The 24,592-nt window shown below is 70.5% G+C and carries 28 protein-coding genes; 21 read left to right on the plus strand and 7 right to left on the minus strand.

Annotated features, from left to right (window positions below; genetic code table 11):
• Positions 1–21 precede the first annotated feature (21 nt).
• A complete protein-coding gene (locus ACFY36_RS23600) occupies positions 22–1,527 on the minus strand; it encodes a GGDEF domain-containing protein (RefSeq protein WP_499748102.1) in 1,506 nt (501 codons plus the stop codon).
• 141 nt (positions 1,528–1,668) lie between these two features.
• Between ACFY36_RS23600 and prmC the strand changes: the two genes are divergently transcribed.
• The 4 genes from prmC to ACFY36_RS23620 are packed head-to-tail and all read left to right on the plus strand — an operon-like array spanning position 1,669 to position 4,717.
• Complete coding sequence (prmC, locus tag ACFY36_RS23605) at positions 1,669–2,484, plus strand: peptide chain release factor N(5)-glutamine methyltransferase (protein WP_499748213.1); 816 nt, start codon at positions 1,669–1,671, stop codon at positions 2,482–2,484.
• A 37-nt stretch (positions 2,485–2,521) separates the two neighbouring features.
• A complete protein-coding gene (locus ACFY36_RS23610; protein WP_499748214.1) occupies positions 2,522–3,166 on the plus strand; it encodes an L-threonylcarbamoyladenylate synthase in 645 nt (214 codons plus the stop codon).
• 1 nt (position 3,167) lies between these two features.
• On the plus strand, positions 3,168–3,761 hold the full coding sequence (locus tag ACFY36_RS23615) for an arsenate reductase/protein-tyrosine-phosphatase family protein (protein WP_499748103.1): 594 nt from the start codon (positions 3,168–3,170) through the stop codon (positions 3,759–3,761).
• Entirely contained in the window at positions 3,758–4,717 is a 960-nt protein-coding gene (locus ACFY36_RS23620; RefSeq protein WP_499748104.1) for an L-threonylcarbamoyladenylate synthase, read from the plus strand. The genes ACFY36_RS23615 and ACFY36_RS23620 overlap by 4 nt, the downstream gene beginning before the upstream one ends.
• On the opposite strand, the gene ACFY36_RS23625 is transcribed toward ACFY36_RS23620, so the two are convergent.
• Positions 4,695–6,146: an SDR family oxidoreductase gene (locus tag ACFY36_RS23625; RefSeq protein WP_499748105.1), complete on the minus strand. Its 1,452-nt coding sequence runs from the start codon at positions 6,144–6,146 to the stop codon at positions 4,695–4,697. The genes ACFY36_RS23620 and ACFY36_RS23625 overlap by 23 nt on opposite strands.
• 80 nt (positions 6,147–6,226) lie before the next feature.
• On the opposite strand from ACFY36_RS23625, the gene glyA reads away from it, so the two are divergent.
• The 14 genes from glyA (at position 6,227) to ACFY36_RS23695 (ending at position 18,094) form a co-directional block, all read left to right on the plus strand.
• On the plus strand, positions 6,227–7,516 hold the full coding sequence (glyA, locus tag ACFY36_RS23630) for a serine hydroxymethyltransferase (protein WP_499748106.1): 1,290 nt from the start codon (positions 6,227–6,229) through the stop codon (positions 7,514–7,516).
• Positions 7,513–8,013, plus strand: coding sequence for a hypothetical protein (locus tag ACFY36_RS23635; protein WP_499748107.1), 501 nt, complete (start codon positions 7,513–7,515; stop codon positions 8,011–8,013). Before glyA ends, ACFY36_RS23635 begins: the two co-directional genes overlap by 4 nt.
• Positions 8,014–8,222: 209 nt before the next feature.
• Positions 8,223–8,456: an AtpZ/AtpI family protein gene (locus ACFY36_RS23640; protein ID WP_143234411.1), complete on the plus strand. Its 234-nt coding sequence runs from the start codon at positions 8,223–8,225 to the stop codon at positions 8,454–8,456.
• A 15-nt stretch (positions 8,457–8,471) separates the two neighbouring features.
• Positions 8,472–9,266 carry a F0F1 ATP synthase subunit A gene (gene atpB / locus ACFY36_RS23645; RefSeq protein WP_499748108.1) on the plus strand — a complete coding sequence of 265 codons (795 nt, stop codon included), beginning with the start codon at positions 8,472–8,474 and terminating at the stop codon, positions 9,264–9,266.
• 86 nt (positions 9,267–9,352) lie between these two features.
• Positions 9,353–9,589 (plus strand): ATP synthase F0 subunit C, encoded by a 237-nt coding sequence (locus ACFY36_RS23650; protein ID WP_097318164.1) that lies wholly within the window; start codon positions 9,353–9,355, stop codon positions 9,587–9,589.
• Between the two features lie 29 nt (positions 9,590–9,618).
• The gene (locus ACFY36_RS23655; RefSeq protein WP_499748109.1) at positions 9,619–10,179 is read left to right on the plus strand and encodes a F0F1 ATP synthase subunit B; all 561 of its coding nucleotides are present in this window, start codon (positions 9,619–9,621) and stop codon (positions 10,177–10,179) included.
• Positions 10,179–11,000 (plus strand): F0F1 ATP synthase subunit delta, encoded by an 822-nt coding sequence (locus ACFY36_RS23660; protein ID WP_499748110.1) that lies wholly within the window; start codon positions 10,179–10,181, stop codon positions 10,998–11,000. Before ACFY36_RS23655 ends, ACFY36_RS23660 begins: the two co-directional genes overlap by 1 nt.
• Positions 11,001–11,091: 91 nt before the next feature.
• On the plus strand, positions 11,092–12,741 hold the full coding sequence (gene atpA, locus ACFY36_RS23665) for a F0F1 ATP synthase subunit alpha (RefSeq protein ID WP_499748111.1): 1,650 nt from the start codon (positions 11,092–11,094) through the stop codon (positions 12,739–12,741).
• 2 nt (positions 12,742–12,743) lie between these two features.
• Positions 12,744–13,673: a F0F1 ATP synthase subunit gamma gene (locus ACFY36_RS23670; RefSeq protein ID WP_097318168.1), complete on the plus strand. Its 930-nt coding sequence runs from the start codon at positions 12,744–12,746 to the stop codon at positions 13,671–13,673.
• Positions 13,673–15,115, plus strand: a complete 1,443-nt coding sequence (gene atpD / locus ACFY36_RS23675) for a F0F1 ATP synthase subunit beta (RefSeq protein ID WP_499748112.1) — start codon at positions 13,673–13,675, stop codon at positions 15,113–15,115. Before ACFY36_RS23670 ends, atpD begins: the two co-directional genes overlap by 1 nt.
• A 173-nt stretch (positions 15,116–15,288) precedes the next feature.
• A complete protein-coding gene (locus tag ACFY36_RS23680) occupies positions 15,289–16,407 on the plus strand; it encodes an LCP family protein (protein ID WP_499748113.1) in 1,119 nt (372 codons plus the stop codon).
• 69 nt (positions 16,408–16,476) lie between these two features.
• Positions 16,477–16,758, plus strand: coding sequence for a F0F1 ATP synthase subunit epsilon (locus ACFY36_RS23685; RefSeq protein ID WP_498692057.1), 282 nt, complete (start codon positions 16,477–16,479; stop codon positions 16,756–16,758).
• Positions 16,759–16,767: 9 nt separating this feature from the next.
• Entirely contained in the window at positions 16,768–17,232 is a 465-nt protein-coding gene (locus ACFY36_RS23690; protein ID WP_499748114.1) for a DUF2550 domain-containing protein, read from the plus strand.
• A gap of 58 nt (positions 17,233–17,290) precedes the next feature.
• Complete coding sequence (locus ACFY36_RS23695; protein WP_499748115.1) at positions 17,291–18,094, plus strand: PhzF family phenazine biosynthesis protein; 804 nt, start codon at positions 17,291–17,293, stop codon at positions 18,092–18,094.
• Here ACFY36_RS23695 and srmL read toward each other — a convergent pair.
• From srmL to ACFY36_RS23710, 3 genes are all read right to left on the minus strand, one after another.
• A complete protein-coding gene (gene srmL, locus ACFY36_RS23700; protein WP_499748116.1) occupies positions 18,069–19,151 on the minus strand; it encodes a PheS-related mystery ligase SrmL in 1,083 nt (360 codons plus the stop codon). The two genes, ACFY36_RS23695 and srmL, sit on opposite strands and share 26 nt — an antisense overlap.
• A gap of 154 nt (positions 19,152–19,305) precedes the next feature.
• Positions 19,306–19,725 carry a VOC family protein gene (locus ACFY36_RS23705; protein ID WP_499748117.1) on the minus strand — a complete coding sequence of 140 codons (420 nt, stop codon included), beginning with the start codon at positions 19,723–19,725 and terminating at the stop codon, positions 19,306–19,308.
• Positions 19,695–20,273, minus strand: coding sequence for a cob(I)yrinic acid a,c-diamide adenosyltransferase (locus ACFY36_RS23710; RefSeq protein ID WP_499748118.1), 579 nt, complete (start codon positions 20,271–20,273; stop codon positions 19,695–19,697). Before ACFY36_RS23710 ends, ACFY36_RS23705 begins: the two co-directional genes overlap by 31 nt.
• A gap of 42 nt (positions 20,274–20,315) precedes the next feature.
• Between ACFY36_RS23710 and murA the strand changes: the two genes are divergently transcribed.
• Positions 20,316–21,602, plus strand: coding sequence for a UDP-N-acetylglucosamine 1-carboxyvinyltransferase (gene murA, locus ACFY36_RS23715; protein ID WP_499748119.1), 1,287 nt, complete (start codon positions 20,316–20,318; stop codon positions 21,600–21,602).
• A gap of 1 nt (position 21,603) precedes the next feature.
• On the opposite strand, the gene ACFY36_RS23720 is transcribed toward murA, so the two are convergent.
• Positions 21,604–21,960, minus strand: a complete 357-nt coding sequence (locus tag ACFY36_RS23720) for a hypothetical protein (protein ID WP_499748120.1) — start codon at positions 21,958–21,960, stop codon at positions 21,604–21,606.
• Positions 21,961–22,093: 133 nt separating this feature from the next.
• Here ACFY36_RS23720 and ACFY36_RS23725 point away from each other — a divergent pair, with 133 nt between their 5' ends.
• Together ACFY36_RS23725 and ACFY36_RS23730 are read left to right on the plus strand one after the other, a co-directional pair.
• Positions 22,094–22,942: a 3-hydroxyacyl-CoA dehydrogenase family protein gene (locus ACFY36_RS23725; protein ID WP_499748121.1), complete on the plus strand. Its 849-nt coding sequence runs from the start codon at positions 22,094–22,096 to the stop codon at positions 22,940–22,942.
• A gap of 26 nt (positions 22,943–22,968) precedes the next feature.
• On the plus strand, positions 22,969–23,322 hold the full coding sequence (locus tag ACFY36_RS23730; RefSeq protein WP_499748122.1) for a hypothetical protein: 354 nt from the start codon (positions 22,969–22,971) through the stop codon (positions 23,320–23,322).
• Here the strand turns inward: ACFY36_RS23730 and ACFY36_RS23735 are convergent.
• The gene (locus ACFY36_RS23735) at positions 23,270–24,556 is read right to left on the minus strand and encodes a hemolysin family protein (protein WP_499748123.1); all 1,287 of its coding nucleotides are present in this window, start codon (positions 24,554–24,556) and stop codon (positions 23,270–23,272) included. The genes ACFY36_RS23730 and ACFY36_RS23735 overlap by 53 nt on opposite strands.
• Between the last annotated feature and the right edge of the window lie 36 nt (positions 24,557–24,592).

Genomic DNA, 24,592 nt, shown 5'->3' on the forward strand with positions numbered 1-24,592 from the left:
CGGAGGGCTGCTACATCGTCGTCATCGGGTGGGCGTCCTGTTCGCCGCGGCGGCGGCCAGGGCCGCGCTGAGCGTACGCCCGTTGGCGCCCACCTCGGACCATCCGGCGGCCAGCCCGACCGGGGTGCCCGGCACCAGGATCTGCCAGTTCTCGGCGTTGGTGGCGGCGGCCAGCCGGCGTGACACCTCGGCCGCCTGCGTGGTGCCGGCGCCCGGGAGCACCACCACGAACTCGTCGCCGGCGAACCGGGCCACGAAGTCGCCGCGGCGCATCACCCTGTTCAGCACGCCGGCGATGCGCTGGAGCACGAGATCTCCACAGTGGCGGCCGTGCCGCGCGTTCACCGCCGTGAAGCCGATCAGGTCGCAGACCCCGACCGCGGCCCGCTCGCCCCGGGCCAGCAGCGCCGCCACGTAGCGCTCGAGCTGGCGGCGGTTGGGCAGTCCGGTCAGCGGATCGGTGAGCGTCTCGTCGCCGAAGCGGCCCGGGTCGCGCTGGGTCTCCTGCGCGTCGAGGCGGGCCGCGACGCCGTCGAGATATCCGTCGCGGAACCGGTCGATGCGCTGGGCGGTCAGGCGGAACGCGTAACGGTCGGCGGCGTGCGCGGCCGCGTGGTCGCCCGCGGCCGCGTGACAGATGCTGCGCAGCCGGGCCGGCTCGGCCGCGCCCAGCACCTCGGGCGCCACCGGCACCGCGTCCAGCATGGACAGGGCGAGCCCGGGCCGCCCGCCGGCGATGGCCAGGCAGACGTTGCCCAGGTGGCGCAGGTCGCGGGTGCGGACGCTGTCGCCGCCGCCGGTCAGCCACTCGGACGCGTCGGCCTCGGTCTCCTCGCCGAGCGCGGCCCGGCGGGCCAGCGCGTATCCGTAGGCGGCCCGGCTGCCGGGACGAAGCCGGGCGGCGCCGGCCGCCGCGTATCGGGTCAGCTCGGCGTCGATGTCGCGCAGCACCCGCAGGCAGCCGTCGGTGTCGCCCTGGTGGTCGAGCGATACCGCGTTGCGCAGCCGGATGCCGGGCGCCGCGAAGATCTCGGCCGCCATGCCGGCCGCGGCGCCGACCTGCCGGGCCTGCTCGATCGCGGTCAGCGCGTGACCGTGGAAGCCCAGGTAGGAATACGCCATGGCCAGGTCGTGCCAGCCCCAGGCGGTCTCGGAGTCGTTGTCGCGCACCGCGGCCAGCGACCGCGAGGCCTGCACGAGGTGGGTCACGCCACGGTCGAGGTTGCGCTCGAGATGGGCGCCCAGGGCGGCGAAGGCGTGCATCTGACCGCGGAGATAGGGATCGGGGAGCTCGCGGACCGCGTTGTCGGCGGCCGACATCGCGGTGGCCAGCTCGGCCACCCGGCCCAGGTTGATCAGCGCGCCGAAACGCTGCACCAGAGCGTAGGCCCGGGTCGTGGGATCGGTGGCCGTGGCGAGGACGCCGTCGAGGATCGGGAGCGCCTCGGCCGACCGGCCGTCCTGTTGCAGGGCGCCGGCCCGGTGCAGCTCGTCGACGTTCTCCGCGAGCTGGTCCAACCAACTCACCAGGCGCCTCCCACCCGCGGCACGCGAACAGATCGCCGACCCGGCCGGTCGGCGCCGCACGTGACGTTCGATGATTATGCCGTGGACCCGGACTCCGAAGACAGCTCCCGATTCCCGGCACGGACGCGGCTGAGCGAGGCGATCGCAACGGCGGTGGCCGATCTCTCGGCGGCCGGCGTGGAGTCGCCGCGGGTCGACGCCGAGCTGCTGGCCGCGCACGTGCTGGAGATCCCGCGGGGCCGTCTGCTGCTGGTGGACGGCATCCGGGCCGGCGAGCGGCGCCGGTTCCAGGCTCTGGTGTCCGAGCGGGCCCGGCGCGTCCCGCTGCAACATCTGCTCGGCACGGCGGCGTTCCGGCACGTGGAACTTTCCGTCGGCGACGGCGTTTTCGTCCCACGACCCGAGACGGAGCTTCTCGCGGGCTGGGGCGTGGAGCGGACCGCGCCGGGCGCGACGGTGGTCGATCTGTGCAGCGGCACCGGGGCGATCGCGATCTCGGTGGCCGACGAGAGCCGGGCCGCGCGGGTGATCGCCGTGGAGCGCTCGCCGGTCGCGCTGGGCTATCTGCGGCGCAACGCCGCCGCGTTCCCGGCCGTCGAGGTCGTCGAGGGCGATGTCACGAACCCCTCGCTTCTGTACGAACTGCGCGGGGCGGTCGATGTGCTGCTCTGCAATCCGCCGTACGTCCCGGAGGGCACCCCGGTGCCGCCGGAGGTGGCCGACCACGACCCGGCCGAGGCGGTCTTCGGCGGCGCCGACGGGCTCGCCGTCATCCGCGAGGTCGTGCTGCGCGCGGCCGAGCTGCTGAAACCCGGTGGTGCGGTGGGCATCGAGCACGACGACGTGCACGGCGCGGCCGTGCCGGAACTGCTGCGCGCCGACGGCCGCTTCACCGGTGTGGAGGCGCACGCCGATCTCGCGGGTCGTCCCAGGTACGCCACGGCACGGCGCACCTGATCGATGCGCCGCGGCGCATGGCAGACTGCACGGTGTGATGCTCTACGACTGCCGTACCACCGCGGACCGGGATCGCGGCATCGCCGCCGCCGTCGAGGCGGTCAAGAGCGGTGAGCTGGTGGTGATGCCGACCGACACGGTCTACGGTGTCGGCGCCGACGCCTTCACCCCGCACGCGATCACCGCCCTGCACCAGGCGCGCAGCGTCACCAGCCAGATCCCGCCGCCGGTGCTGGTCGGCTCGCGGCACACGCTCGACGGCCTGGTCTATTCGCTGCCCAAGGCGGCCCGCGAGCTGGCCGACGCGTTCTGGCCGGGCGCGCTCACCCTCTACGTCGAGCATTCGCCGAGCCTGCAGTGGGACCTGGGCGACACCGGCGGGCAGGTCGCCGTGCGCATGCCGCTGCACCCGGTCGCGCTCGAGGTGCTGCGCGAGGTCGGCCCGATGGCCGTCACCACGGCCAACAAGCAGGGCCGGCTCGCCCCGAACACCGCCGACGAGGCCCGCGACCAGCTGGAATACGCGGTGCGGGTCTATCTCGAGGCGGGCCCCGCGCTCGACCCGGCGCCCAGCACCATCGTCGACGTGACCGGCGACGTCCCCCGCGTGCTGCGCAACGGCGCGGTTCCATTCGAGAAGCTGCGTGACGTCGTGCCGGACATCGTGGCGGCGGAGGGCTGACGTGGAGCCGTTCACCGTCCTGCACATCTGCATGGGAAACATCTGCCGGTCGCCGATGGCCGAGCGCCTGTTCGCCCGGGCCGTCAAGGACCGCGCCGGCGAGGACGGCGAAAAGCTGGTCCGCAGCCTGAGCGCGGGCACCGGCGGCTGGCACGAGGGCGAGGAGATGAACCCGCCCGCCGCCCGCCAGGTGCGGGCCCGCGGCGGCGCGGCCGAGGGCTTCGCCGCCCGCAAGCTGCGCGGCGACTTCATCGACGAGGCCGACCTGATCCTGACCGCCACCGCCGACCAGCTCGACTACGTGGTCGCGCTGCGCCCCGAGGCGGCCGCGCGCACCTTCGTGACCGGCGAGTTCGGCCGGCTGCTGCCCGGTGTCGACGCGTCGCGGCTGCCGGACGGCGGCGGCCGCCCCGAGGGGGTGCACGCCCGCGGCGTGGCCATCGTCGAGGAGGTGGCCCGGCTGCGCGGCGACGACGCGCCGCGTGAGGGCGACGACCTGGACGACCCGTGGGGCCGCGGGGACGGGACCTTCCAGCGCATCGGCAACGAGATCGAGGACACGACGGTCCCGTTCGCCGTTCTGCTCCTGCCGTGACCGGCGCCGTCGTCCGCCCCGACGCCGAGGGGCTGCGCCGGGCCGTCGAGGTGCTGCGGGCCGAGTCGGTCGTGGCGTTCCCGACCGAGACGGTCTACGGGCTGGGCGCGAACGCGTTCTCGGCCAAGGCGATCGGCGAGATCTACCGGCTGAAGAACCGGCCGTCCTGGAACCCGCTGATCGTGCACGTGGCCAACGTCGCGGCCGCCCGCGATCTCACCTCGTCGTGGCCGACGCTCGCCAACGACCTGGCCGCGCAATTCTGGCCGGGGCCGCTCACCCTCGTGCTGCCGCGGGCCCGGCACCTGGCCGGGGTCGGTGCGGGCGACGACACCATCGCGATCCGGATCCCGGCCCACGAGGTGGCGCTGAGCCTGCTCGAGGCGTCGGGGCTGCCGCTGGCCGCGCCGAGCGCCAACCGGTCCGAGTCGATTTCGCCGACCACCGCCGCCCACGTGGTGCGCAGCCTGCCCGAGGTGCCGCTCGTGCTCGACGGCGGGCCCAGCTCGTGGGGCATCGAGTCGACGGTGCTCAGCCTCGTTGGTGAGGAGCCCGCGCTTCTGCGCCCGGGTGCGCTCCCCCTGCGTACCCTCCGGGAAGTGACCGGGACCATCCGCCTGCCCGACGCCGGACCGGCGGACGGCGCCGCCCGTCCGTCACCCGGCATGAGCCGGCGGCATTACGCACCCCGGGCGCGGCTGATCCTGGCCAAGGACGTGCGCGACGTCGACCGTTCGGAGCTGGCCGGTCCGGTCGGGGTGCTCACGTACGAGACCGCGGACGTGCCGGGCGCCGAGATGCTCTCGGGCGACCCGGCCGAATACGCGGCCGACCTCTACGCGGCGCTGCACCGGCTCGACGACGCCCAGGTGGCGACGATCCTGGTGCAGGAGCCGCCGCAGACCGAGGACTGGCTCGCCGTGCGCGACCGCCTCACCCGCGCGGCGGCGAAGTAGCGCCCTTGGCGATGTTGCGGGCCATCCCGCTGAAGATCACGCCGTGGAAGGGCATGACCGAGGCCCAGTAGGCGTGACCGGCCAGGCCGCGCGGCAGGAAGACGGCCCGCTGGCGATAGACGCTGCGGCCGTCGCCGTCGCTGGACGCGCACATCTCGAGCCAGGCCCGGCCGGGAACGCGCATCTCCGCCCGCAGGCGCAGCAGCTTGCCGGGGACGATCTCCTCGACCCGCCACCAGTCCAGGGCCTCCCCGACCCGCAGGTGGTGGCGGTCGCGGCGGCCCCGGCGCAGGCCGACGCCGCCGGCCAGCCGGTCGAGCCACCCGCGGACCGACCAGGCCAGCGGGAACGAGTACCAGCCGTTCTCGCCGCCGACGCCCTCGATGACCCGCCACAGGGCGTCCACCGGCGCGTCGACCGGGCGGGTCCGCTCGTCGACGTACACGCTGCCGCCCGACCAGTCCGGATCCGACGGCAGTGGTTCCGCCTCGGCGTCCCGGCCCGCCGCGTCGGCCCAGCGCGTCTCCACGTTGGCGTCGCGGATCTTGCCGAGGGCGTAGCGGACCGCCTCGTCAAAACCGATCGGTTTCTCGGGGTCGAACTCCGCGATGTCGTTCTCGTGAGCCACGGCCTCGTGGATCAGGCTGGCCACCAGGGGCCGGGCGATCGCGTTGGGCACCGGGGTGACCAGTCCGACCCAGTGGGCCGACAGCCACGGGCTGAGCGGCTTCAGCGGAACGACGACGCGGCGGCGCAGACCCGCGACCTTCGCGTAGCGCTGCATCATCTCCGCGTACGTGAGGACGTCCGGCCCGCCGATGTCGAACGCCCGGTTCACCGACGACGGCATGGTGGCCGACACGACGAGGTAGCGCAGCACGTCACGCACCGCGATCGGCTGGATCCGGTTGCGCACCCAGCGTGGCGTCACCATGACCGGCAGGCGCTCGGTCAGATAGCGCAGCATCTCGAACGAGGCCGAGCCCGATCCGATGATCACCGGGGCCCGCAGGACCGTGGTCGGCACCCCGCTGGCCAGGAGGATCCGGGCGACCTCGGCCCGCGAGCGCAGATGTTTCGACGCCGGGCCCTCAGGTTCCGGGCCGCCGAGATAGACGATCCGGGACACATGGGCCGCGCGGGCCGCCGCCGCGAAATTCTCGGCCGCCCGCCGGTCGCGTTTCTCGAAATCGCGGCGGCCGAGGGAATGCATCAGGAAATAAGCGACCTCGACGCCCTCGAAGGCCTTTGTGAGCGATTCCGGATCCTCCAGATCGCCCTGGACGATCTCGGCCCGCCCGGCCCACGGAACGTCACGCAGGCGGCCCGGCCCGCGGGTCAGACACCGCACCTCGTGGCCGGCGTCGAGCAGCCGCGGGGCCAGCCGCCCGCCGATATATCCGGTCGCACCCGTCACCAAGCAGCGCATAACTGAAGACTGTGCCCGCCGAAGGGCCCCGGTAAGCCATATGCTCGATTTCGGCAGCGTTGCCTAGCTGGGGAGGGCGCGTGGACAAGTTCTGGGGGCCGGACTTCGCCGCGCTCGAAAGTGCCGATCCGGAGATCGCCGGTGTCCTTATCGGCGAGCTGGAGCGCCAGCGCGGCGGGCTCCAGCTGATCGCGAGCGAGAACTTCACGTCGCCCGAGGTGCTGACCGCGCTCGGCTCGACGCTGGCCAACAAATACGCCGAGGGCTATCCGGGCCGCCGTTACTACGGTGGGTGCGCCGAGGTCGATCGCGCTGAGGAACTGGCCGTCCAGCGCGCCTGCGATCTGTTCGGCGCCGACCACGCGAACGTGCAGCCCCACTCGGGCACCTCGGCCAACCTGGCCGCGTACGCCGCGCTGGCCGAGCCCGGCGACACCGTGCTCGCGATGGAGCTGCCGCACGGCGGCCACCTGACGCACGGCAGCCGCGTCAACTTCTCCGGCAAGTGGTTCCACCCGGTCGGATACCGGGTCACCCCACACACCGAGGAGATCGACTACGACGAGGTGCGCGACCTGGCGCGGGCCCACCAGCCCAAGCTGATCATCTGCGGCGCGACCTCGTACACCCGGGCCATCGACTTCGCCACCTTCCGCGAGATCGCCGACGAGGTCGGCGCCTATCTGCTGGTCGACGCCGCGCATTTCATCGGCCTGGTGGCCGGCCGCGCCACGGCCTCGCCGGTCCCGTACGCCGACGTCGTCACCTGCACCACCCACAAGGTCCTGCGCGGACCGCGCGGCGGCATGATCCTCTGCCGCTCCGAGCTGGCCGAGCGGATCGACCGGGCCGTCTTCCCGTTCAGCCAGGGCAGCCCCATGATGCACGCCATCGCGGCCAAGGCGGTGGCGCTGCGGCTGGCCGCGCTTCCCGACTTCCAGGGGTACGCCCGTCAGGTCGTCAAGAACGCGCAGGCGCTGGCGGCCGGGCTCGCGGCCGAGGGGATGCGCCCGGTCTCCGGCGGCACCGACACCCATCTCGCGCTGGCCGACCTCACCGGCCTCGGTGTGACCGGCCGCGACGCCGAGGCCCGCTGCGACCAGGCCCGCATCAGCCTGAACAAGAACGCCATCCCGTACGATCCGCAGCGTCCGGCGATCGCGTCGGGCATCCGGGTCGGATCGCCGAGCGTGACGACCCAGGGCATGCGGGAGGGTGAGATGCGGCAGATCGCCGGGCTGATCGGCGTCGCGGTGCGCAGCGATCCGGACACGGGCGCGGGCGCGGCGCGGCTGGCCGGCGCGGCGGCCGAGGTGGCCGATCTCGTGGCCCGCTTCCCCGCCTACGCTCGGCAGGAGGTGATGGCGTGAAGCGCTCCAAGGAAATCGAGGTCGAGCCGTACGACCCCGCGCTCGACCCGACTCTCAAGGAGAGGGACGAGGAGGACGACCGTCCGCTGCCGGACCTGCCGCCGTTGCCCGCCGATCCGCGCTGGCGGGTGGCCCACCTGCCGTTCCTGACGACCGTCGCGTTCGCACTGTTGCTGTTCGCGGCCTCGGCCGGCTTCCTCGTGGACGGTGCGCCGGCGGGGCTCGGCGCCGCAATTGGCGTGCTGATAGTGACGATCAGCTATACGATGTCGACATTGGTGATCGCGTGGGCCGACACGGTGCGGCCGGCGCTGCTGATGCCGCTCGCGCTGCTGACCTACGTGCTGAAATATTCGGTCCTCGGCGTCGTCCTCGCCTACGGGGTCACGAGCGACTGGCAGGGCAAGGACGCGCTCGGCTGGGGCATCGTCGCCGGCGTGGTGGTGTGGACCGCCGTGCAGGCGTGGTGGATTCACCGCGTCAGTCGCTCAAAGTGATCATCTAGCGGCCGTTTGCGCTCGTCAGCGTCCCTTTCGTGGTTTGTTGACCTCGAAACGGTGACGTGAACGGCCGTGGCGTGTCAGGTTATGGCGAAGGGGGAGTACCGTGTCCTTCCAGTTGCGCGACCCCTGACGCCTGGACAACTGCGGTTGTGCGGGGGGCCGCGCTTAGCCTTGTCTTTCCTGCTGATATCGTTCGGGCCGTCATGACCGGTCAAGAACCTCCCAGGAATCCCCAGGACGACGACGGTCCGCCCCCGCCCGACACGGGCATGGGAATGACTGCCGTCGCCTACCTCATCGCGGGGATGTTGGTTTGGGGAGGGATCGGTTTGCTGGTCGACCACTGGGTCGGGACCAAGGGCATTTTCGCCGGCATCGGCGCGGTCGTTGGTATCGGCGGCGGTGTCTACCTCATCGTGCGCCGTCTCGGCGCCTGACAGGAAAGGGCTACGGTGACCGGTCAGTCGACAGTCCTCGCGGCGGACGTTCCGTTCCCGCCGAGCGTCGAGGATTTCTACCTGCCCAGCATCGTGCCGTGGGGCGGGCACGACAGCTACTGGTTTACCAAGATCACGGCGCTGCTCTGGATCTCGGTAGCGCTGATCATCATTTTCTTCCTGGTCACGTACCGGAAGCCCAAGCTGGTTCCGACCAAGAAGCAGTGGATCGCCGAGAGCATCTACGGCTTCGTGCGGAACAACATCGCGGTCGACATGCTCGGCAAGCGGGGCATCAACTTCGCGCCGTACCTGACGACGCTGTTCATCTTCATCCTGATCATGAACTTCTGGGCCATCGTGCCCTTCGCGCAGATCTCGCCGAACTCGCACATCGCCTTCCCGGCCGTGCTCGCGGTGATCAGCTACGTGATGTTCATCTACATCGGCATGAAGCACCACGGCGGACTCAAGTACTTCAAGCACGCTCTGATCCCGCCGGCGCCGTGGTTCATCCTGCCGCTGCTGATCCCGATCGAGTTCTTCTCGACCTTCATCGTCCGGCCGTTCTCGCTCGCCGTCCGTCTTTTCGCCAACATGTTCGCCGGCCACATGCTGCTGCTGGTGTTCACGCTGGGCGGCTTCGCGATGCTGAACGCCAACGTGTGGTTCGCGCCGTTCTCGGTCGTGTCGTGGGTGATGACCATCGCCCTGACCTTCCTGGAGTTCCTGGTCATCTGCCTCCAGGCCTACGTCTTCACCGTGCTTACCGCGAGCTACGTCCAGGGCGCGCTCGCCGACGAGCACTGAGCATTTTTTAAGCAAGTCAGCTTCACCAGTAACACCCCGTTGTCGTCCCGCGTGACATTCACGCGAGATACCAGGAGGAAATTGCAATGGTTGACGTTCTTGCCGCCGTCGGTGGTAGCACCGCCGCCATCGGTTACGGCCTTGCCGCCATCGGCCCCGGCATCGGTGTCGGTCTGGTCTTCTCCGCGTACATCCAGTCCACCGCCCGTCAGCCCGAGTCGTCGCGCCTGACCCTGCCCTACGTCTGGATCGGCTTCGCGGTTATCGAGGCGCTCGCCCTCCTGGGCATCGCCTTCGGCTTCATCTGGGCCGGCGAGTTCTAAGCCCCCCTTCCCGCGCTGCGGAGGTCTGAATGATCACCACGTATTACCAGCTAGCGGCTGAGGCGGCTGAGTCCGAGCACAACCCGATCATCCCGCTCTGGCAGGAGGTCGTGCTCGGCATCATCGCGTTCGGCATCCTCTGCTTCGTGCTGATGAAGTTCGTCTTCCCCGTGATGGAGAAGACCTTCGCGGCGCGGGTGGACGCGATCGAGGGCGGCATCAAGCGGGCCGAGACCGCCCAGGCCGAGGCCAACCAGCTGCTCGAGCAGTACAAGGCGCAGCTGGCCGAGGCTCGCACCGAGGCCGCGCGCATCCGCGACGAGGCCCGGGCCGACGCCGAGGGCATCCGTCAGGACGTGCTGGCCAAGGCCCGCGAGGAGTCGGACCGCATCATCGCGGCCGGCAACGAGCAGCTCGCCGCCCAGCGCGAGAGCATCGTGCGTGAGCTGCGCTCCGAGGTGGGCACGCTCGCCGTCGACCTGGCCGGCAAGATCGTCGGCGAGGCTCTCGCCGACGAGGCGCGCAGCCGGGGCACGGTCGAGCGCTTCATCGACGAGCTCGGCGCGGGCTCGGCGGGCGGGCGGCGCTGATGGCGTCGACCGTCAGCCAGCAGGCGTACGCCGAGGCGGCCGAGAGGCTCAACGGCAGCACCGGCACGGCCACGGCCGCGCAGGTCGCCACCGTCGCCGACGAGATCCTGTCGGTGGCCGGCATCCTGCGGGCCCAGCCGGCCCTGCGCCGGGCGCTGACCGACCCGTCGCGCTCCGGCGCGGACCGGGGCGAGCTGCTGCGCTCGCTGCTGTCCGGCAAGGTCTCGCAGGTCACCGTCGACGTCCTGGCCGCGCTGGTGTCGGGCCGGTTCTCCCGGCCGGCCGAGCTGCTCGACGTCACGGAGCGCCTCGGCGCCGACGCCGTGCTGTCCGGGGCTCAGAAGGCCGACAACCTGGCCGAGGTCGAGGACGAGCTGTTCCGTTTCGGGCAGATCGTCTCGGGCAACCCCGAGCTCGCCATCACGCTCAGTGACCCCGGTGCGCCGACCGAGCGCCGCGTTAAGCTGGTGGAGGACTTGCTGAAGGGCAAGGCCCAGCCGGCCACGGTAAGGCTCATCGAGGTGGCGCTCGAGGGCTTCGGGGGCCGCAGCTTCGAGGGATCGCTGACCCGGCTGGTCGAGCTGACCGCCGCCAAGCGCGATCGCGAGGTCGCGTACGTGACGGTCGCCAAGCCGCTCACCGACGCCGACGAGCAGGCGCTGGCTGCCAAGTTGTCCGACATCTACGGCCGGCAGGTCTCGCTGAAGGTCGACGTCGATCCTTCGATCATCGGCGGCGTCAGCGTCAAAGTCGGCTCCGACCTCTACGACGGCACGATCCTGCGGCGGCTCAACGCCGCCAAGCAGGCGTTCTCCAAGTAACTTTTCCCTCGGCCCGCGCGCCTTTCGCGCGCGGGGCTGAGCAGGCCCCTCGGTGGCGGCGACGTCCCGAGCTAGACAGAGAAGGCAGAGGATGGCCGAGCTGACCATCTCCTCGGACGAGATCCGGGGGGCGCTAGAGCGCTACGTCTCGTCCTACACGCCCGAGGTCTCCCGCGAGGAGGTCGGCATCGTCTCCGATGCGGGCGACGGCATCGCGCACGTCGAGGGCCTGCCCTCGACGATGGCGAACGAACTGCTCGAATTCGCCGACGGCACGCTGGGTGTCGCGCAGAACCTCGACGTCCGCGAGATCGGCGTCGTGGTCCTGGGTGACTTCGCCGGCATCGAGGAGGGGCAGCAGGTCAAGCGGACCGGCCGCGTCCTCTCGGTCCCGGTCGGCGACGCCTTCCTCGGTCGCGTGGTCGACCCGCTGGGCCGTCCGATCGACGACCGCGGCGAGATCGCCAGCGAGGGCGAGCGCGAGCTCGAGCTCCAGGCGCCGAACGTCATGGCCCGGCAGCCGGTGAAGCAGCCGCTGCAGACCGGCATCAAGGCGATCGACGCCATGACGCCGATCGGCCGCGGCCAGCGCCAGCTGATCATCGGCGACCGCAAGACCGGCAAGACCACGGTCGCGATCGACACGATCATCAACCAGCGCGCGAACTGGGAGTCCGGCGACCCGGAGAAGCAGGTCCGCTGCATCTACGTCGCGATCGGCCAGAAGGCCACCACCATCGCGTCGATCCGGGGCACCCTCGAGGAGCAGGGCGCGCTGGAGTACACGACGATCGTCGCGGCCCCGGCCTCCGACCCGGCCGGCTTCAAGTACATCGCGCCGTACACCGGCTCGGCCATCGGCCAGCACTGGATGTACAACGGCAAGCACGTCCTGATCGTCTTCGACGACCTGACCAAGCAGGCCGAGGCCTACCGCGCCGTGTCGCTGCTGCTGCGCCGCCCGCCGGGCCGCGAGGCGTACCCGGGCGACGTCTTCTACCTGCACTCCCGCCTGCTCGAGCGTTGCGCCAAGCTCTCCAACGAGCTGGGCGGCGGCTCGATGACCGGTCTGCCGATCATCGAGACCAAGGCCAACGACATCTCGGCGTACATCCCGACCAACGTCATCTCGATCACCGACGGCCAGATCTTCCTGGAGACCGACCTGTTCGCCTCGGGTGTCCGCCCGGCGATCAACGTCGGCACCTCGGTGTCCCGGGTGGGTGGCTCGGCGCAGGTCAAGGCGATGCGCTCGGTCTCCGGCCGTCTGCGCCTCGACCTGGCCCAGTTCCGTGAGCTGGAGGCCTTCTCGGCCTTCGCCTCCGACCTGGACCGCGCGTCGCGGGCCCAGCTCGAGAAGGGCGTACGCCTGGTCGAGCTGCTCAAGCAGCCGCAGTACTCGCCGTACTCGGTGGTCGACGAGGTCATCGTGATCTGGGCCGGCACCACCGGCCAGCTCGACGACATCGCCGTGGCCGACGTGCGCCGCTTCGAGCAGGACTTCCTCGGCTGGATCAAGCGGCACCGCGGCGACACCTACACCGCGATCGACTCGACCGGCCTGCTGTCGGACGACGACGTCGAGAACCTGAAGAGCGGCGTGACCGAGTTCAAGGAGCTCTTCAAGCGCGGCGAGACCGGTTCCTCGGTGAACGAGAACCCGGCCGAGCCCCTCGAGGAGGGCCGTCAGACCCGCGAGACGGTCACCCGCGAGGTTCCCCGCTCGACGGACGAGAGCTAGTCATGGCCGGTCAGGTACAGGCCCTCCGGCGGCGCATCCGCACCGTCCGGTCGACCAAGAAGATCGCGAAGGCGCAGGAGCTGGTCGCCACCAGCCGCATCGCCAAGGCCCAGGAGCGGGTCGCCGCCTCCAAGCCGTACGCGGAGGCGATCACCCAGGTCCTGACCGCCCTGGCGTCCAACGCGACGATCGACAACCCCCTGCTGGTCCCGCGTGAGCGGGTCCGGCGGGCGGGTGTCCTGCTCATCACCAGCGACCGCGGCCTGGCCGGCGCCTACAACGCCAACGCCATCCGCACCGCCGAGCAGCTGATCTCCCGGCTCAAGGCGGACGGCAAGGAAGCGGTGCTGTACGTGGTCGGCCGCAAGGGCGTCGGCTACTACCGGTTCCGCAACCGGCCGATCGAGACCAGCTGGACGGGTTTCTCCGAGCGGCCGTCGTTCTCCGACGCCAAGGCGATCGGTGACGCGCTGCTGGAGGCGTTCGTCGCCGGCGCGGACGACACCGACGCCACCTACGGCCCGGACGGCATCCAGGGCGTCGACGAGCTGCACATCGTCAGCACGCAGTTCAAGTCGCTGATGACGCAGAGCGCCGAGGCGCACTTCCTGGCGCCCATGCAGGTCGAGGAGCGCGAGGTCGAGCCCGGGCTGCGCCCGGCCTACGAGTTCGAGCCGGACGCCGACGAGCTGCTCGACGCGCTGCTGCCGAAGTACCTCAACACGCGGATCTACGCGGCGTTGCTGTCCTCGGCGGCGAGCGAGTCGGCCTCCCGGCGGCGGGCGATGAAGAGCGCGTCGGACAACGCGGACGACCTGCTCAAGCGGTACACGCGCGAGATGAACTCCGCGCGGCAGGCCGCGATCACCCAGGAAATCAGTGAGATCGTCGGCGGCGTCGAGGCGCTGTCCTCGGCAGGAAGTGATATGTGATGACTGCTGTAGCTGAGCCCACCAAGGCGGAGACCGGTGTCGGCCGCGTCGTCCGGGTCATCGGCCCGGTCGTCGACGCCGAGTTCCCCCGTGACGCCATGCCGGACATCTTCAACGCGCTGCACGTGTCGGTGACCCTCTCCGAGGGCACCAAGACGCTGACGCTCGAGGTCGCCCAGCACCTGGGTGACAACATCGTCCGCGCCATCTCGATGCAGCCGACCGACGGCCTGATCCGGGGCGCCGAGGTCAAGGACACCGGCGCGCCGATCTCGGTGCCCGTCGGCGACGTGACCAAGGGCCACGTGTTCAACGCCCTCGGCGAGGTGCTGAACGCCGACCCGTCGACCCTGGACATCCAGGAGCGCTGGTCGATCCACCGCAAGCCGCCGGCGTTCGCCGACCTCGAGCCCAAGACCGAGATGCTGGAGACCGGCATCAAGGTGCTCGACCTGCTCGCGCCGTACGTGCGTGGTGGAAAGATCGGCCTGTTCGGCGGCGCCGGCGTGGGCAAGACGGTGCTCATCCAGGAGATGATCATCCGCGTTGCCCGTAACTTCGGTGGTACGTCGGTGTTCGCCGGCGTGGGTGAGCGCACCCGCGAGGGCAACGACCTCATCCTGGAGATGGAGGAGGGTGGCGTTCTCGACAAGACCGCCCTCGTCTTCGGCCAGATGGACGAGCCGCCGGGCACCCGCCTGCGGGTCGCGCTGTCCGCGCTGACCATGGCCGAGTACTTCCGGGACGTCCAGAACCAGGAGGTGCTGCTCTTCATCGACAACATCTTCCGGTTCACCCAGGCCGGCTCCGAGGTGTCGACGCTGCTCGGCCGCATGCCGTCCGCCGTGGGTTACCAGCCCACGCTGGCCGACGAGATGGGCGAGCTCCAGGAGCGGATCACGTCGGTCCGTGGCAAGGCGATCACCTCGCTGCAGGCGATCTACGTGCCCGCCGACGACTACACCGACCCGGCGCCGGCCACCACGTTCGCCCACCTGGACGCGACCACGAACCTCGAGCGGTCGATCTCCGACAAGGGCATCTACCCGGCCGTGGACCCGCTGGCCTCCAGCTCGCGGATCCTGGCGCCCGAGTTCGTCGGCGCCGAGCACTACGCGGTCGCCCGCGAGGTGCAGCGCATCCTGCAGAAGTACAAGGACCTGCAGGACATCATCGCCATTCTCGGTATGGACGAGCTCTCCGAGGAGGACAAGGTCACGGTGCAGCGGGCTCGCCGCATCGAGCGTTTCCTCTCGCAGAACACGTACGCGGCCGAGCAGTTCACCGGCGTCCCCGGCTCGACGGTCCCGCTCAAGGAGACCATCGAGGCGTTCAAGAAGATCAGCGAGGGTGAGTACGACAACTTCCCCGAGCAGGCCTTCTTCATGTGCGGTGGCCTCGAGGACCTCGAGAAGAACGCGCACGAGCTGATGAAGGGCTGAGCTGACTCAGCGCCAGCGGAGCCGCGCCGACCTTATGGTGGGCGCGGCTTCGCCGTATCCGCCATGGGATTTGTCTGATTTGCGGCTTCTGCGAGTCTCAGATCCGGTGGCTCTTTCTGGGTACTCTTGTCGTTCGTCAGGCGGCCGATATCGACAACCGTTGGGGGAGACCTGTGGCGAGGAAAAGGCGCGCGCCCTTGTGGGCGCGGCTCAGCGCGATCTTCGGCTGCGTCCTCATGGTGGTCAGCGGTGGCGCCATCGTCACCCAGCAGGTGCTGGTGGCCCGCTACGCCGGGGCCGTCGAGACGCAGGACCTGTTCGGTGATCCGGCCGTCGGGGCCACCAAGAAGCAGGTCTCCGACATCAAGGGCCCGCTGAACATCCTGCTGGTCGGCGTCGACCCGCGTAAGGAGACGCAGACCCCGCTCTCCGACTCCATCATCGTGGCCCACATCCCCCGGGGCATGGACCAGGCGTACCTCTTCTCGGTCCCGCGCGATCTGATCGTCGACATCCCGGCCTTCCCCAAGACCGGCTTCAAGGGCGGGCGATCCAAGATCAACGCCGCCATGGGGTACGGCAGCGCGGTCGGCGGCGGCAAACACGATGTCGTCCAGGGCTTCGACCTACTGGCCAAGACGGTCGGCAAGCTCACCGGCATCGACGAGTTCGACGCCGGCATCATCCTGAACTTCAACGGCTTCAAGGCGATCGTCGACGCCATGGGCGGCGTCACCATGACGATCGACCAGAACGTGAAGTCGGAGCACCTCCAGCCGAACGGCAAGGCCCGCCCGCGGTACGCGCGCTGCGCCGACAACAGCTGCGCCCACCCCTATTACGGCCCCCAGGCCGAATACAAGGTCGGCACCCGCCACCTCGAGGGCTGGCAGGCCCTCGACTACGTGCGGCAGCGCTACGGCCTGCCCCGCGGCGACTACGACCGCCAGCGCCACCAGCAGCAGTTCATCAAGGCCATGGCCAAGCAGGCACTCAGCAAGAACGTGGTGACCAGCCCGACCAAGCTCGACGCCGTGCTCAAGGCGGCCGGCAAGGCGCTGATCTTCGACGGCAACGGCCACAACGTGGTCGACTGGGCCTTCGCGCTGAAGAACCTGCGCTCCGACGACATGACCCTGATCAAGCTGCCGGGCGAGTCGGTCATCGTGAACGGCGACTACCGGGGCGAGGCGCTGGAGGACAGCGCCGACGACTTCTTCAAGGCCGTCCGCGACGACCAGGTGCAGAACTTCATCTTCCGTCACCCTGAGTACATCAACAGCAACGTCTGACCTGGTGCGGTCCCTGCGAAGGGGGCCGTCTAGACTTCACCCAACCGGATTCGCAAACAGGAGGACAGCGTGGCCAACCAGCTGCCCGTCAAGGTCGTAGCCGTCGAGCAGAGCGTCTGGTCCGGTGAGGCCGAGATGCTCGTCGCGCGGACCACCGAGGGTGAGATCGGCGTGCTGCCGGGTCACTCCCCGCTGCTGGGCCTGCTGAAGGAGCCCTCGCAGGTGCGGGTGAAGCTCGCCGGCGGCGAGCAGCTCACCTACGACGTGTCCGGCGGATTCCTCTCGATCGACGCCGACGGCGTCACCGTTCTCGCCGAGAGCGCGACCCCCGCCACCCCCGAGACTCACTGACGACCGGCGATGGAGATTCTGGAAGTAATCGGAATCTGCTTCGCCGCTGCGCTCGTCCTGCTCTTCGCGCTCATCCTCCGCCGCCGGCTGCTCATGGCCGGCGGCGGAACCATTCGCCTGCAGATCCACGTGAGCACCCTGGTGCCCGGCCGGGGCTGGTCCACCGCGATCGGCCAGTTCGTCGGCGGCGAGCTCCGCATCCACCGGCTGTTCACCTTCGCCTTCCGGCCCAAGCGCGTCCTCGACCGCGGCGCCCTCACCATCGAGGAGCGCCGTCGCCCCGAGGGCCCCGAGCGCCTCACCATCCCCGGCCACTGGGTCGTCCTCAAGCTGGCCACGGCCACCGACGAGCTCGAGATCGCGATGGCCGAGTCCACGGTGACCGGCTTCCTCTCCTGGCTCGAGGCGGCCCCGCCGGGCCCGCCGGGCAGCATCGCGCGCCCGATCATCCGCCCTCGCACGATCGAGCAGTAGGCCGCGCCTTCGCAGGTGGCTCTCGCGGCGTACGGCCAGGGCCTTTAGCGTCGTCGGCATGCGGATTCGAATCATCGACGCCTTCACGGAGCAGCCGTTCGCCGGCAACCCGGCCGGGGTGGTCGTGCTGGACGGCCCCTCGTTCCCCGAGGATTCGTGGATGCAGGCGGTCGCGGCCGAGGTGAACCTGTCCGAGACGGCCTTCCTGCACCCTGTGGTCTCCGGCGAGGCCGACTACGCGCTGCGCTGGTTCACGCCGGCCGTCGAGGTGGCCCTCTGCGGGCACGCCACGCTGGCCACGGCCCACGCCCTGCGGCGCCAAGGGCTGGTGCGTTTCACGACCCGCAGCGGCATCCTGACGGCCGAGACGGACGAGAAGGGCTGGATCACGCTCGACTTCCCGACGGCGCCGCTCAGCCCGATCCAGGCCGATCCGCGCGTGCTCGACGCGCTCGGGGTGACGCCGCTGTCGGTGCACCACACCGGCCCGAACACCGACGACCTGCTGATCGAGCTGCTCGACGAGGCGGCGGTGCGCACGCTGGCTCCCGACCTGACGGCCCTGGCCACGATCGAGAACCGCGGCGTGGTGGTGACGGCCCGAGCGGACGACCCGGACGGCGGTTACGACTTCGTCTCCCGCTTCTTCGGCGCGGCCGCGGGCGTGGCGGAGGACCCGGTGACCGGAAGCGCGCACACCGCCCTGGCCCCGTTCTGGTCGGCCCGCTTGGGCGGCCGCACCGAGCTGACGGGATATCAGGCCTCCGCCCGCGGTGGCTACGTGCGGGTCGCCCTTCGCGACGACCGCACGCTGCTCACCGGCAAGGCCGTGACAGTCATCGACGGCACGCTGCACGCCTGACCCGGCCGGCGGGGTCGTGGAGACCGTCGTAGACGCGGTCGCGCAGGGCGTTGGCCCGGCGGCGGGGGAGGGCGGCGTCCAGGTCGCGGAGGATGACGCGGACCAGGACGTTGACTTCGCCGGGGCGGAGGGCCAGCCGGTCGCGGGAGGCCGCGGGGAGAGCCTCGGGTGGGGTGGCCGAGAGAATGCTCACCTCCTCGACCAGGGCGGCGTCGGGACCCAGGAGGTCGCGGACGCGGTCGCCTATCTCCTCGGCGGTCACGTCCTCGGGCAGGGCGACCGACACGTCCCGGTGGGCGGCGGGCTGGGCCGAGACCGGCCGGTACGGGGACAGGTCGAGCATCTGGGCCGCCACCCGTGGGTCGGCCGAGCGCAGCAGCCGGATGTCGTCGATGCCCTTGCGCAGCATCAGCAGGCGATCCAGCCCGAGCCCGAGCGCCAGCCCGGCCCGTCCGGGCCCGACGACATGCGGCGCGGCGACCCCGCATTCACCGATCTCCACCCAGCTGCCGCCCTGATCGCTCGACCAGGCCTCGATTTCCCAGCCGCCGGTGGTGTACGGATGTTTTGCCGGATTTGTTCGCCAAGGGATGCCGGGCAGGGCGGCCGCTACCGCTGTCTCGACAAGCGCGAGCAGGTCGCCGGGCTCCGGGGCGGCCGGGGTGATCCGCCACAGGTCGAGCTGGTGGGGCGTGCCGGTGTGCAGGCGGTCGATGCAGTCGCGGCGGTAGACGATGCCGGGGCAGGCGATCAGGGCGCCCGGCGCTCGGAGGACGCGCAAGGCGCCGGGAATCAGGGCCGATGTCTGAGAACGCAGCATCCGCTCGGCGCTCACATATCGGGTGTACCGAGCATCCCGCGCCGCCGCCGAGGGGCTGTAGCCGAGACGGTCGTAGTTGTCGGCCACGTCGACTATGCGCTCGCCCCGGTGGAGGAGCAGGTGGCCGGGTGGCCGGTGGGTGGCGGCCAGGATGGCGGCCACCATCTGCTGGATGGCGTGGGGACCCTGTGCCGGGTCGGTCAGGTCCCGAATGGCCAGGGCGTCGGTGAGAGACATGGGCTTCTCCGCTTCGTGGATGGCGGGAAGCCCAAGAAAAATGGCCGCCCGCGTGGGGCGGCCAGGAACGCGCAGATCAGCCGGCCGCCAGGGGCCGGCTGAAGACTGTCGCGCGTGAGGTCATGTCCCCATGGTGGCAGACCGGGCAAGCGGATTACGGCGGCCCCGACTGGAGCTCGACCTCGTAGCCCCACTGGTCCTCCAGGTAGGCCGCGTACGACGAGGGGCCGCCCGCGCGCGGATGCTTGTCCGGGAAGAGCAGGGACCAGCCGTGCGACGCCGACTCGGCCGTCAGCCTGTCCACCTCGGCCTCGCCGCCGACCGTGAAGGCCAGGTGGTTCAGGCCGGGCGCCAGCCGGTCGTGCATCGAACCCGACATCGCCGGCGACTGCTCCAGCACCAGGTAGACGCCGCCGTGCCGCCAGGAGCGGCCGCCCGGCCAGTCCTGGTACTCCGTCCAGCCCAGCGACCCCAGCAACCAGCCCCAGGGGCGCAGCGCCCCGGCCAGGTCGGGCACCCACAGCTCCACGTGATGCAGCACGGCTACCCGGCCGTCCCCGCGCCCGGCACCCACTTCACGTCGCCGTCGGGGTTGGCCACGCGGGACAGGATGAACAGGAGATCCGAGAGGCGATTGAGATATTTGGCCGGTAGCTCACTCGTACGGGACGGGTCTGCTTGAAGAAGGGCCCATGCCGACCTCTCCGCCCGCCGGGCCACCGTGCGGGCCACATGCAGCAGGGCCGCGCCCGGGGTGCCGCCCGGGAGGATGAAGCTGTCGAGCGCCGGCAGCCCCTCCAGGAACTCGTCACACCATTTCTCGAGCCGGGTGACGTACTCCTCGGTGATCCGCAGCGGCGGGTAGGGCGGGTCCTCGGAGGCGGGGTTGCAGAGGTCGGCGCCCACGTCGAAGAGATCGTTCTGTACGGCCTGGAGCACCGGACGGACATTGGCGGGCAGGTCGCCCAGGGCCAGGGCGGCGCCCAGCGCGGCGTTGCATTCGTCGGCGTCGGCGTACGCCGCGATGCGCGGATCGGTCTTGTCGGCGACCTCGTTGTTGCCCAGGCGGGTCTTCCCGCCGTCGCCTGTGCGGGTGTAGATGCGGGTGAGGTGTACGGCCATGCCCCCACCCTACGGAGGACGCGTTCGCCGCCGACTCATACCATGGCCCGCGTGGATGTGATCAGGGTGAAGGGCGGTACCGCGCTGACCGGTGAGGTCGGCGTGGGTGGCGCGAAGAACTCGGCTCTCAAGCTGATGGCGGTCGCTCTGCTCGCGCAGGGCCGCAGCGTGGTCGAGAACGTTCCGCGCATCACCGACATCGCCATCATGGCCGAGGTGCTGCGGCGACTGGGCTGCCAGGTCACCTTGGACGGGGGTGAGGCCACCATCGACGTGCCGTCCGAACCGGGCAGCGAGGCCGACTACGACCTGGTGCGCCGGCTGCGGGCGTCGATCTGTGTGCTCGGGCCGCTGCTGGCCCGCCGGGGTTATGTGCGGGTGGCGCTGCCGGGTGGCGACATGATCGGCTCGCGAGGGCTCGACATGCACGTCTCGGGCCTGGCCCGGATGGGCGCCGAGATCTCCGGCGAGCACGGCTTCGTGATCGCCTCGGCGCCGCACGGGCTGCGCGGCAGCAAGATCTGGCTCGACTTCCCGAGCGTCGGCGCCACCGAGAACCTGCTGATGGCGGCCGTCCTGGCCAAGGGCACCACCGAGATCGACAACGCCGCGCGCGAGCCGGAGATCGTCGACATCTGCGAGATGCTCATCGACATGGGCGCCCGCATCGAGGGCGCCGGCTCGTCGACCCTGACCATCGAGGGCGTCGACGAGCTCCACCCGGTGCGCCACACCACCGTCGGCGACCGGATCGTGGGCGGCACCTGGGCGTTCGCCGCCGCCATGACCCGCGGCGACGTGACCGTGCGGGGTGTTCGGCCCGAGTTCCTCGACATCGCCCTCGACAAGTTGGTCACGGCAGGCGCGACGGTCGAGCCGGGAGACAACTTCTTCCGTGTACGCATCGACGACCGTCCCAAGGCGGTCGACATCGTCACGCTGCCCTATCCGGGCTTCGCGACCGACCTGCTGCCGATGGCCATCGGCCTGGCCTCGGTGGCCGAGGGCTCCTCGCTGATCACCGAGAACATCTTCGACGGCCGCTTCATGTTCGTGAACGAGATGGTCCGGCTGGGCGCCGACATCCGCACCGACGGGCACCACGCCGTGGTGAACGGCCGGGCGCGCCTGTCGGGGGCGCCGGTGCGGGCGACCGACATCCGGGCCGGCGCCGGCCTGGTCATCGCCGGTCTCTGCGCCGACGGGGTCACCGAGGTGGGCGAGGTGCACCACATCGACCGCGGCTACCCCGACTTCGTGGCCGACCTGGCCGGGCTGGGCGCCGAGGTGGAGCGGGCCGACGTGCCCGAGCCGACCTTCGACTTCTGAGTCAGAGGGCCGGCGAGTCGCCGACCAGGCGGCGGGCCTCTTCGACCTGCTCGGGAAAGACGAGCACGGCCGTACGCCCGTCGCGCGCGACCGCCTGCGTGGCGCGGATGCCGGCGTCGCCGAGGAGCCGCCTGATCTCGTCGGCGACCTCGGCGTCACCCGTCACGGCGGCCGGGCACAGCAGCCCGTAGTCGTCCGGTTCACCGAAGATGGCGAGACCGTCCGCGCACGGGTCGCCCGCCGGTTCGCGGGTGAGTGTCCATTGAAGGCCCATGCGCCAGAAGATCGCGCCGAGGAAGCCGACCAGACCGACGGCGATGAGTGGCCCGAGGAGGTACCAGCCGTTGCCTGTGGCCATGGGCATAGTCTCGCACCGCTACGCCAGCTTTTAAGCGGATTTGACCCGATAGGAAGACGGTCCTCCGCCTGAACTTCCGTTCAGTAACAAGGCTAATGTGAGGCCGACGACACTCTTACCAGAGGAGAGGCACATGGCGGGTCGACTCGCGGTCATCGGCTCCGGACTGATGGGTTCCGGCATCGCGCAGGTCTCGGCGCAGGCGGGCTGGCAGGTCACCATGCGGGACGTCGACGACGCCTCGCTGCACCGGGGCATGACGGCGATCCGGGATTCGCTGAGCCGGTTCACGGCCAAGGGCAAGATCTCCGAGGATGAGGCCGAGGCCGCCATCGGGCGCATCACGACCACCACCGACCTCGACGCGGCGGCCGACGCCGACGTCGTGGTCGAGGCGATCTACGAGAAGGTCGAGGCCAAGCACGAGGTCTTCCGCTCGCTCGACAAGATCTGCAAGTCGGGCGCGGTGCTGGGCACCAACACCTCGGCCATCCCGATCACCCAGATCGCCACGGTCACCGACCGGCCCGAGTCGGTCGTCGGCATCCACTTCTTCTCGCCGGTGCCGATGATGAAGCTGGTCGAGCTCGTCCGCGGCTACCAGACCTCCGACGACACGCTGGCCACGGCCCGGGCGTACGCCGAAGAGGTCGGCAAGACCTGTGTCGAGGTCAAGCGCGACGTGGCCGGCTTCGTCTCCAACCGGCTCTTCTCGGCCATCCTGGTCGAGGCGATCAAGCTGGTCGAGACCGGCGTGGTCAGCGCGGCCGACCTCGACACGGTGATGAAGCTGGGCTTCGGCCACTCGATGGGCCCGCTGGCCACGGTCGACCTGACCGGCCTCGACGTCATGCTGAACGCGGCGAGCAACATCTACCGCGACACGGCCGATGAGAAGTTCTTCCCGCCGGAGCTGCTCCAGCGCATGGTCCAGGCCGGCGACCTGGGCCGTAAGTCGGGTAAGGGTTTCTACACCTACTGAGCGCGTCGGCCCCTACGATCGGCGGTATGACCCCTGAGCAGATGGAATGGGCGCTGGCCGAGGCCGGCAAGGGCGCCCTGGCCGTCGCTCCGGGCTGGTTCCGGTCGTGGGGGACCTCCGACGAGAAGTGGTCGGCGGTCAACATCCGGGCCGCCACCCAGGTGATCGTCAACCACAGCCGCGAGGACGACCGGCACCCCAACAGCTGGACGGTCCGGGCGCTGTTCGGCGGTCACGCCGTGGAGCTGCGGGTCGGCCCGTACGACGCCAAGGAGCACGCGGTGCTCGTGGCGCACGCGGTGCTCTCCGTGGCGTACGCCGAAGGGGTCAATCGAATTCCGGGTCTTCCTTCGGCGCCGGGCGCACCCGAACCTGTGTGATCGCGCGGCCGGTCACCTCGACGACCTCGGCCGTGTGGCCGTCGACCTCCACCACCTCGCCGGGCTGGGTGGGAATGTGCCCGAGCTGGGCCAGCACCAGGCCCGCGACAGTGGTGTAGTCGCCCTCGTCCCGGCGCTCGACGTCGACGCCGATGTCGGGCAGGTCGTGCATCGGGAAGGTGCCCGGCAGCAGCATGGCGCCGTCCGGTTCGCGCACCACCGACTGCACGTCGCGGTCGGTCTCGTCGTAGATCTCGCCGACCACCTCCTCGACCAGGTCCTCCATGGTCACGATGCCGTCGATGGCGCCGCGCTCGTCGACCACGAAGGCGAACTGCTGATGCTGGACCCGCAGCTGGCGCATCGCGTCGGAGACCTTCAGCGTCTCGGGCAGGAAGAGCGCGGTGTACAGGTGGTCGCGCACCGGGCCCCGGGCGTCGATCAGGTCGCGCAGGTGCACCACGCCGAGCACGTCGTCCAGGCCCATCGACCCGGTCACCGGCGCCCGCGAGTGTCCGCTCGCGACCAGCCGGGTCAGCGCCTCGTTGGCGGGCAGGCCGGCCGGCAGGATCAGGACGTCGCGCCGGGGGACCAGCACCTCGCGCAGGATGCGCTCGGCGATCTCGAAGGCGCCGCTGATGATCGTGCGCTGCTCGGGGGTGAACTCCTGTTGCTGGGTGACCATGTCGCGGATCTCCTCGGTGCTGACCTCCTCGCGGGTCGCGTTCGGGTCGACGCCGGCCATCCGCACCACGAGGTCGGTCGACTTGCCGAGCAGCCAGTTGACCGGGCGCGAGAGCGTGGACAGCGTGTCCAGCGGCCGGGCGGCCAGCAGTGCCCATCCCTCGGCCCGCTGCATCGCGATCCGCTTGGGCGCCAGCTCGCCCACGACCAGGGTGAAGAAGGTCAGCACCATGGTGACGAGCACGATCGCGACCGGCTCGGCCGCGGTGCCGAGGAAGCCCAGCGGCCCGGTGAGCGGCTTGGCCAGCGAGGTGGCGGCGGCGGCCGAGGCCAGGAAGCCGGCCAGCGTGATGCCGATCTGGATGGTAGCCAGGAACCGGTTGGGGTCACGGGCCAGCCGGGCCAGCGTGCGGCCGCCCCGCGACTGCCGCTCGAGGCGCTGCAACTGGCTGTCCCGCAGCGAGATCAGTGCCATCTCGCTGCCGGAGAAGGCGGCGTTGACCAGCACCAGCACGACGACCAGAACGATTTGCCACCCATATCCGCCCACGGGCCCGGTTTACCCCCTCCGGGCGGCGGCCAAGCC

This window comes from Actinoplanes sp. NPDC000266 (assembly GCF_042899005.1).
Classification (GTDB): Bacteria; Actinomycetota; Actinomycetes; order Mycobacteriales; family Micromonosporaceae; genus Actinoplanes.

Excerpts from the sequence above, each read along its gene's own strand:
- ACFY36_RS23610 (WP_499748214.1), top strand. The coding sequence starts at position 2,522 with ATGCTCTACGACTGCCGTACCACCGCGGACCGGGATCGCGGCATCGCC.
- ACFY36_RS23625 (WP_499748105.1), bottom strand. The coding sequence starts at position 6,146 with ATGCGCTGCTTGGTGACGGGTGCGACCGGATATATCGGCGGGCGGCTG.
- ACFY36_RS23640 (WP_143234411.1), top strand. The coding sequence starts at position 8,223 with ATGACCGGTCAAGAACCTCCCAGGAATCCCCAGGACGACGACGGTCCG.
- ACFY36_RS23650 (WP_097318164.1), top strand. The coding sequence starts at position 9,353 with ATGGTTGACGTTCTTGCCGCCGTCGGTGGTAGCACCGCCGCCATCGGT.
- ACFY36_RS23655 (WP_499748109.1), top strand. The coding sequence starts at position 9,619 with ATGATCACCACGTATTACCAGCTAGCGGCTGAGGCGGCTGAGTCCGAG.
- ACFY36_RS23660 (WP_499748110.1), top strand. The coding sequence starts at position 10,179 with ATGGCGTCGACCGTCAGCCAGCAGGCGTACGCCGAGGCGGCCGAGAGG.
- atpA (WP_499748111.1), top strand. The coding sequence starts at position 11,092 with ATGGCCGAGCTGACCATCTCCTCGGACGAGATCCGGGGGGCGCTAGAG.
- ACFY36_RS23670 (WP_097318168.1), top strand. The coding sequence starts at position 12,744 with ATGGCCGGTCAGGTACAGGCCCTCCGGCGGCGCATCCGCACCGTCCGG.
- atpD (WP_499748112.1), top strand. The coding sequence starts at position 13,673 with ATGACTGCTGTAGCTGAGCCCACCAAGGCGGAGACCGGTGTCGGCCGC.
- ACFY36_RS23690 (WP_499748114.1), top strand. The coding sequence starts at position 16,768 with ATGGAGATTCTGGAAGTAATCGGAATCTGCTTCGCCGCTGCGCTCGTC.
- ACFY36_RS23695 (WP_499748115.1), top strand. The coding sequence starts at position 17,291 with ATGCGGATTCGAATCATCGACGCCTTCACGGAGCAGCCGTTCGCCGGC.
- srmL (WP_499748116.1), bottom strand. The coding sequence starts at position 19,151 with ATGTCTCTCACCGACGCCCTGGCCATTCGGGACCTGACCGACCCGGCA.
- ACFY36_RS23710 (WP_499748118.1), bottom strand. The coding sequence starts at position 20,273 with ATGGCCGTACACCTCACCCGCATCTACACCCGCACAGGCGACGGCGGG.
- murA (WP_499748119.1), top strand. The coding sequence starts at position 20,316 with ATGGCCCGCGTGGATGTGATCAGGGTGAAGGGCGGTACCGCGCTGACC.
- ACFY36_RS23720 (WP_499748120.1), bottom strand. The coding sequence starts at position 21,960 with ATGGCCACAGGCAACGGCTGGTACCTCCTCGGGCCACTCATCGCCGTC.
- ACFY36_RS23725 (WP_499748121.1), top strand. The coding sequence starts at position 22,094 with ATGGCGGGTCGACTCGCGGTCATCGGCTCCGGACTGATGGGTTCCGGC.
- ACFY36_RS23730 (WP_499748122.1), top strand. The coding sequence starts at position 22,969 with ATGACCCCTGAGCAGATGGAATGGGCGCTGGCCGAGGCCGGCAAGGGC.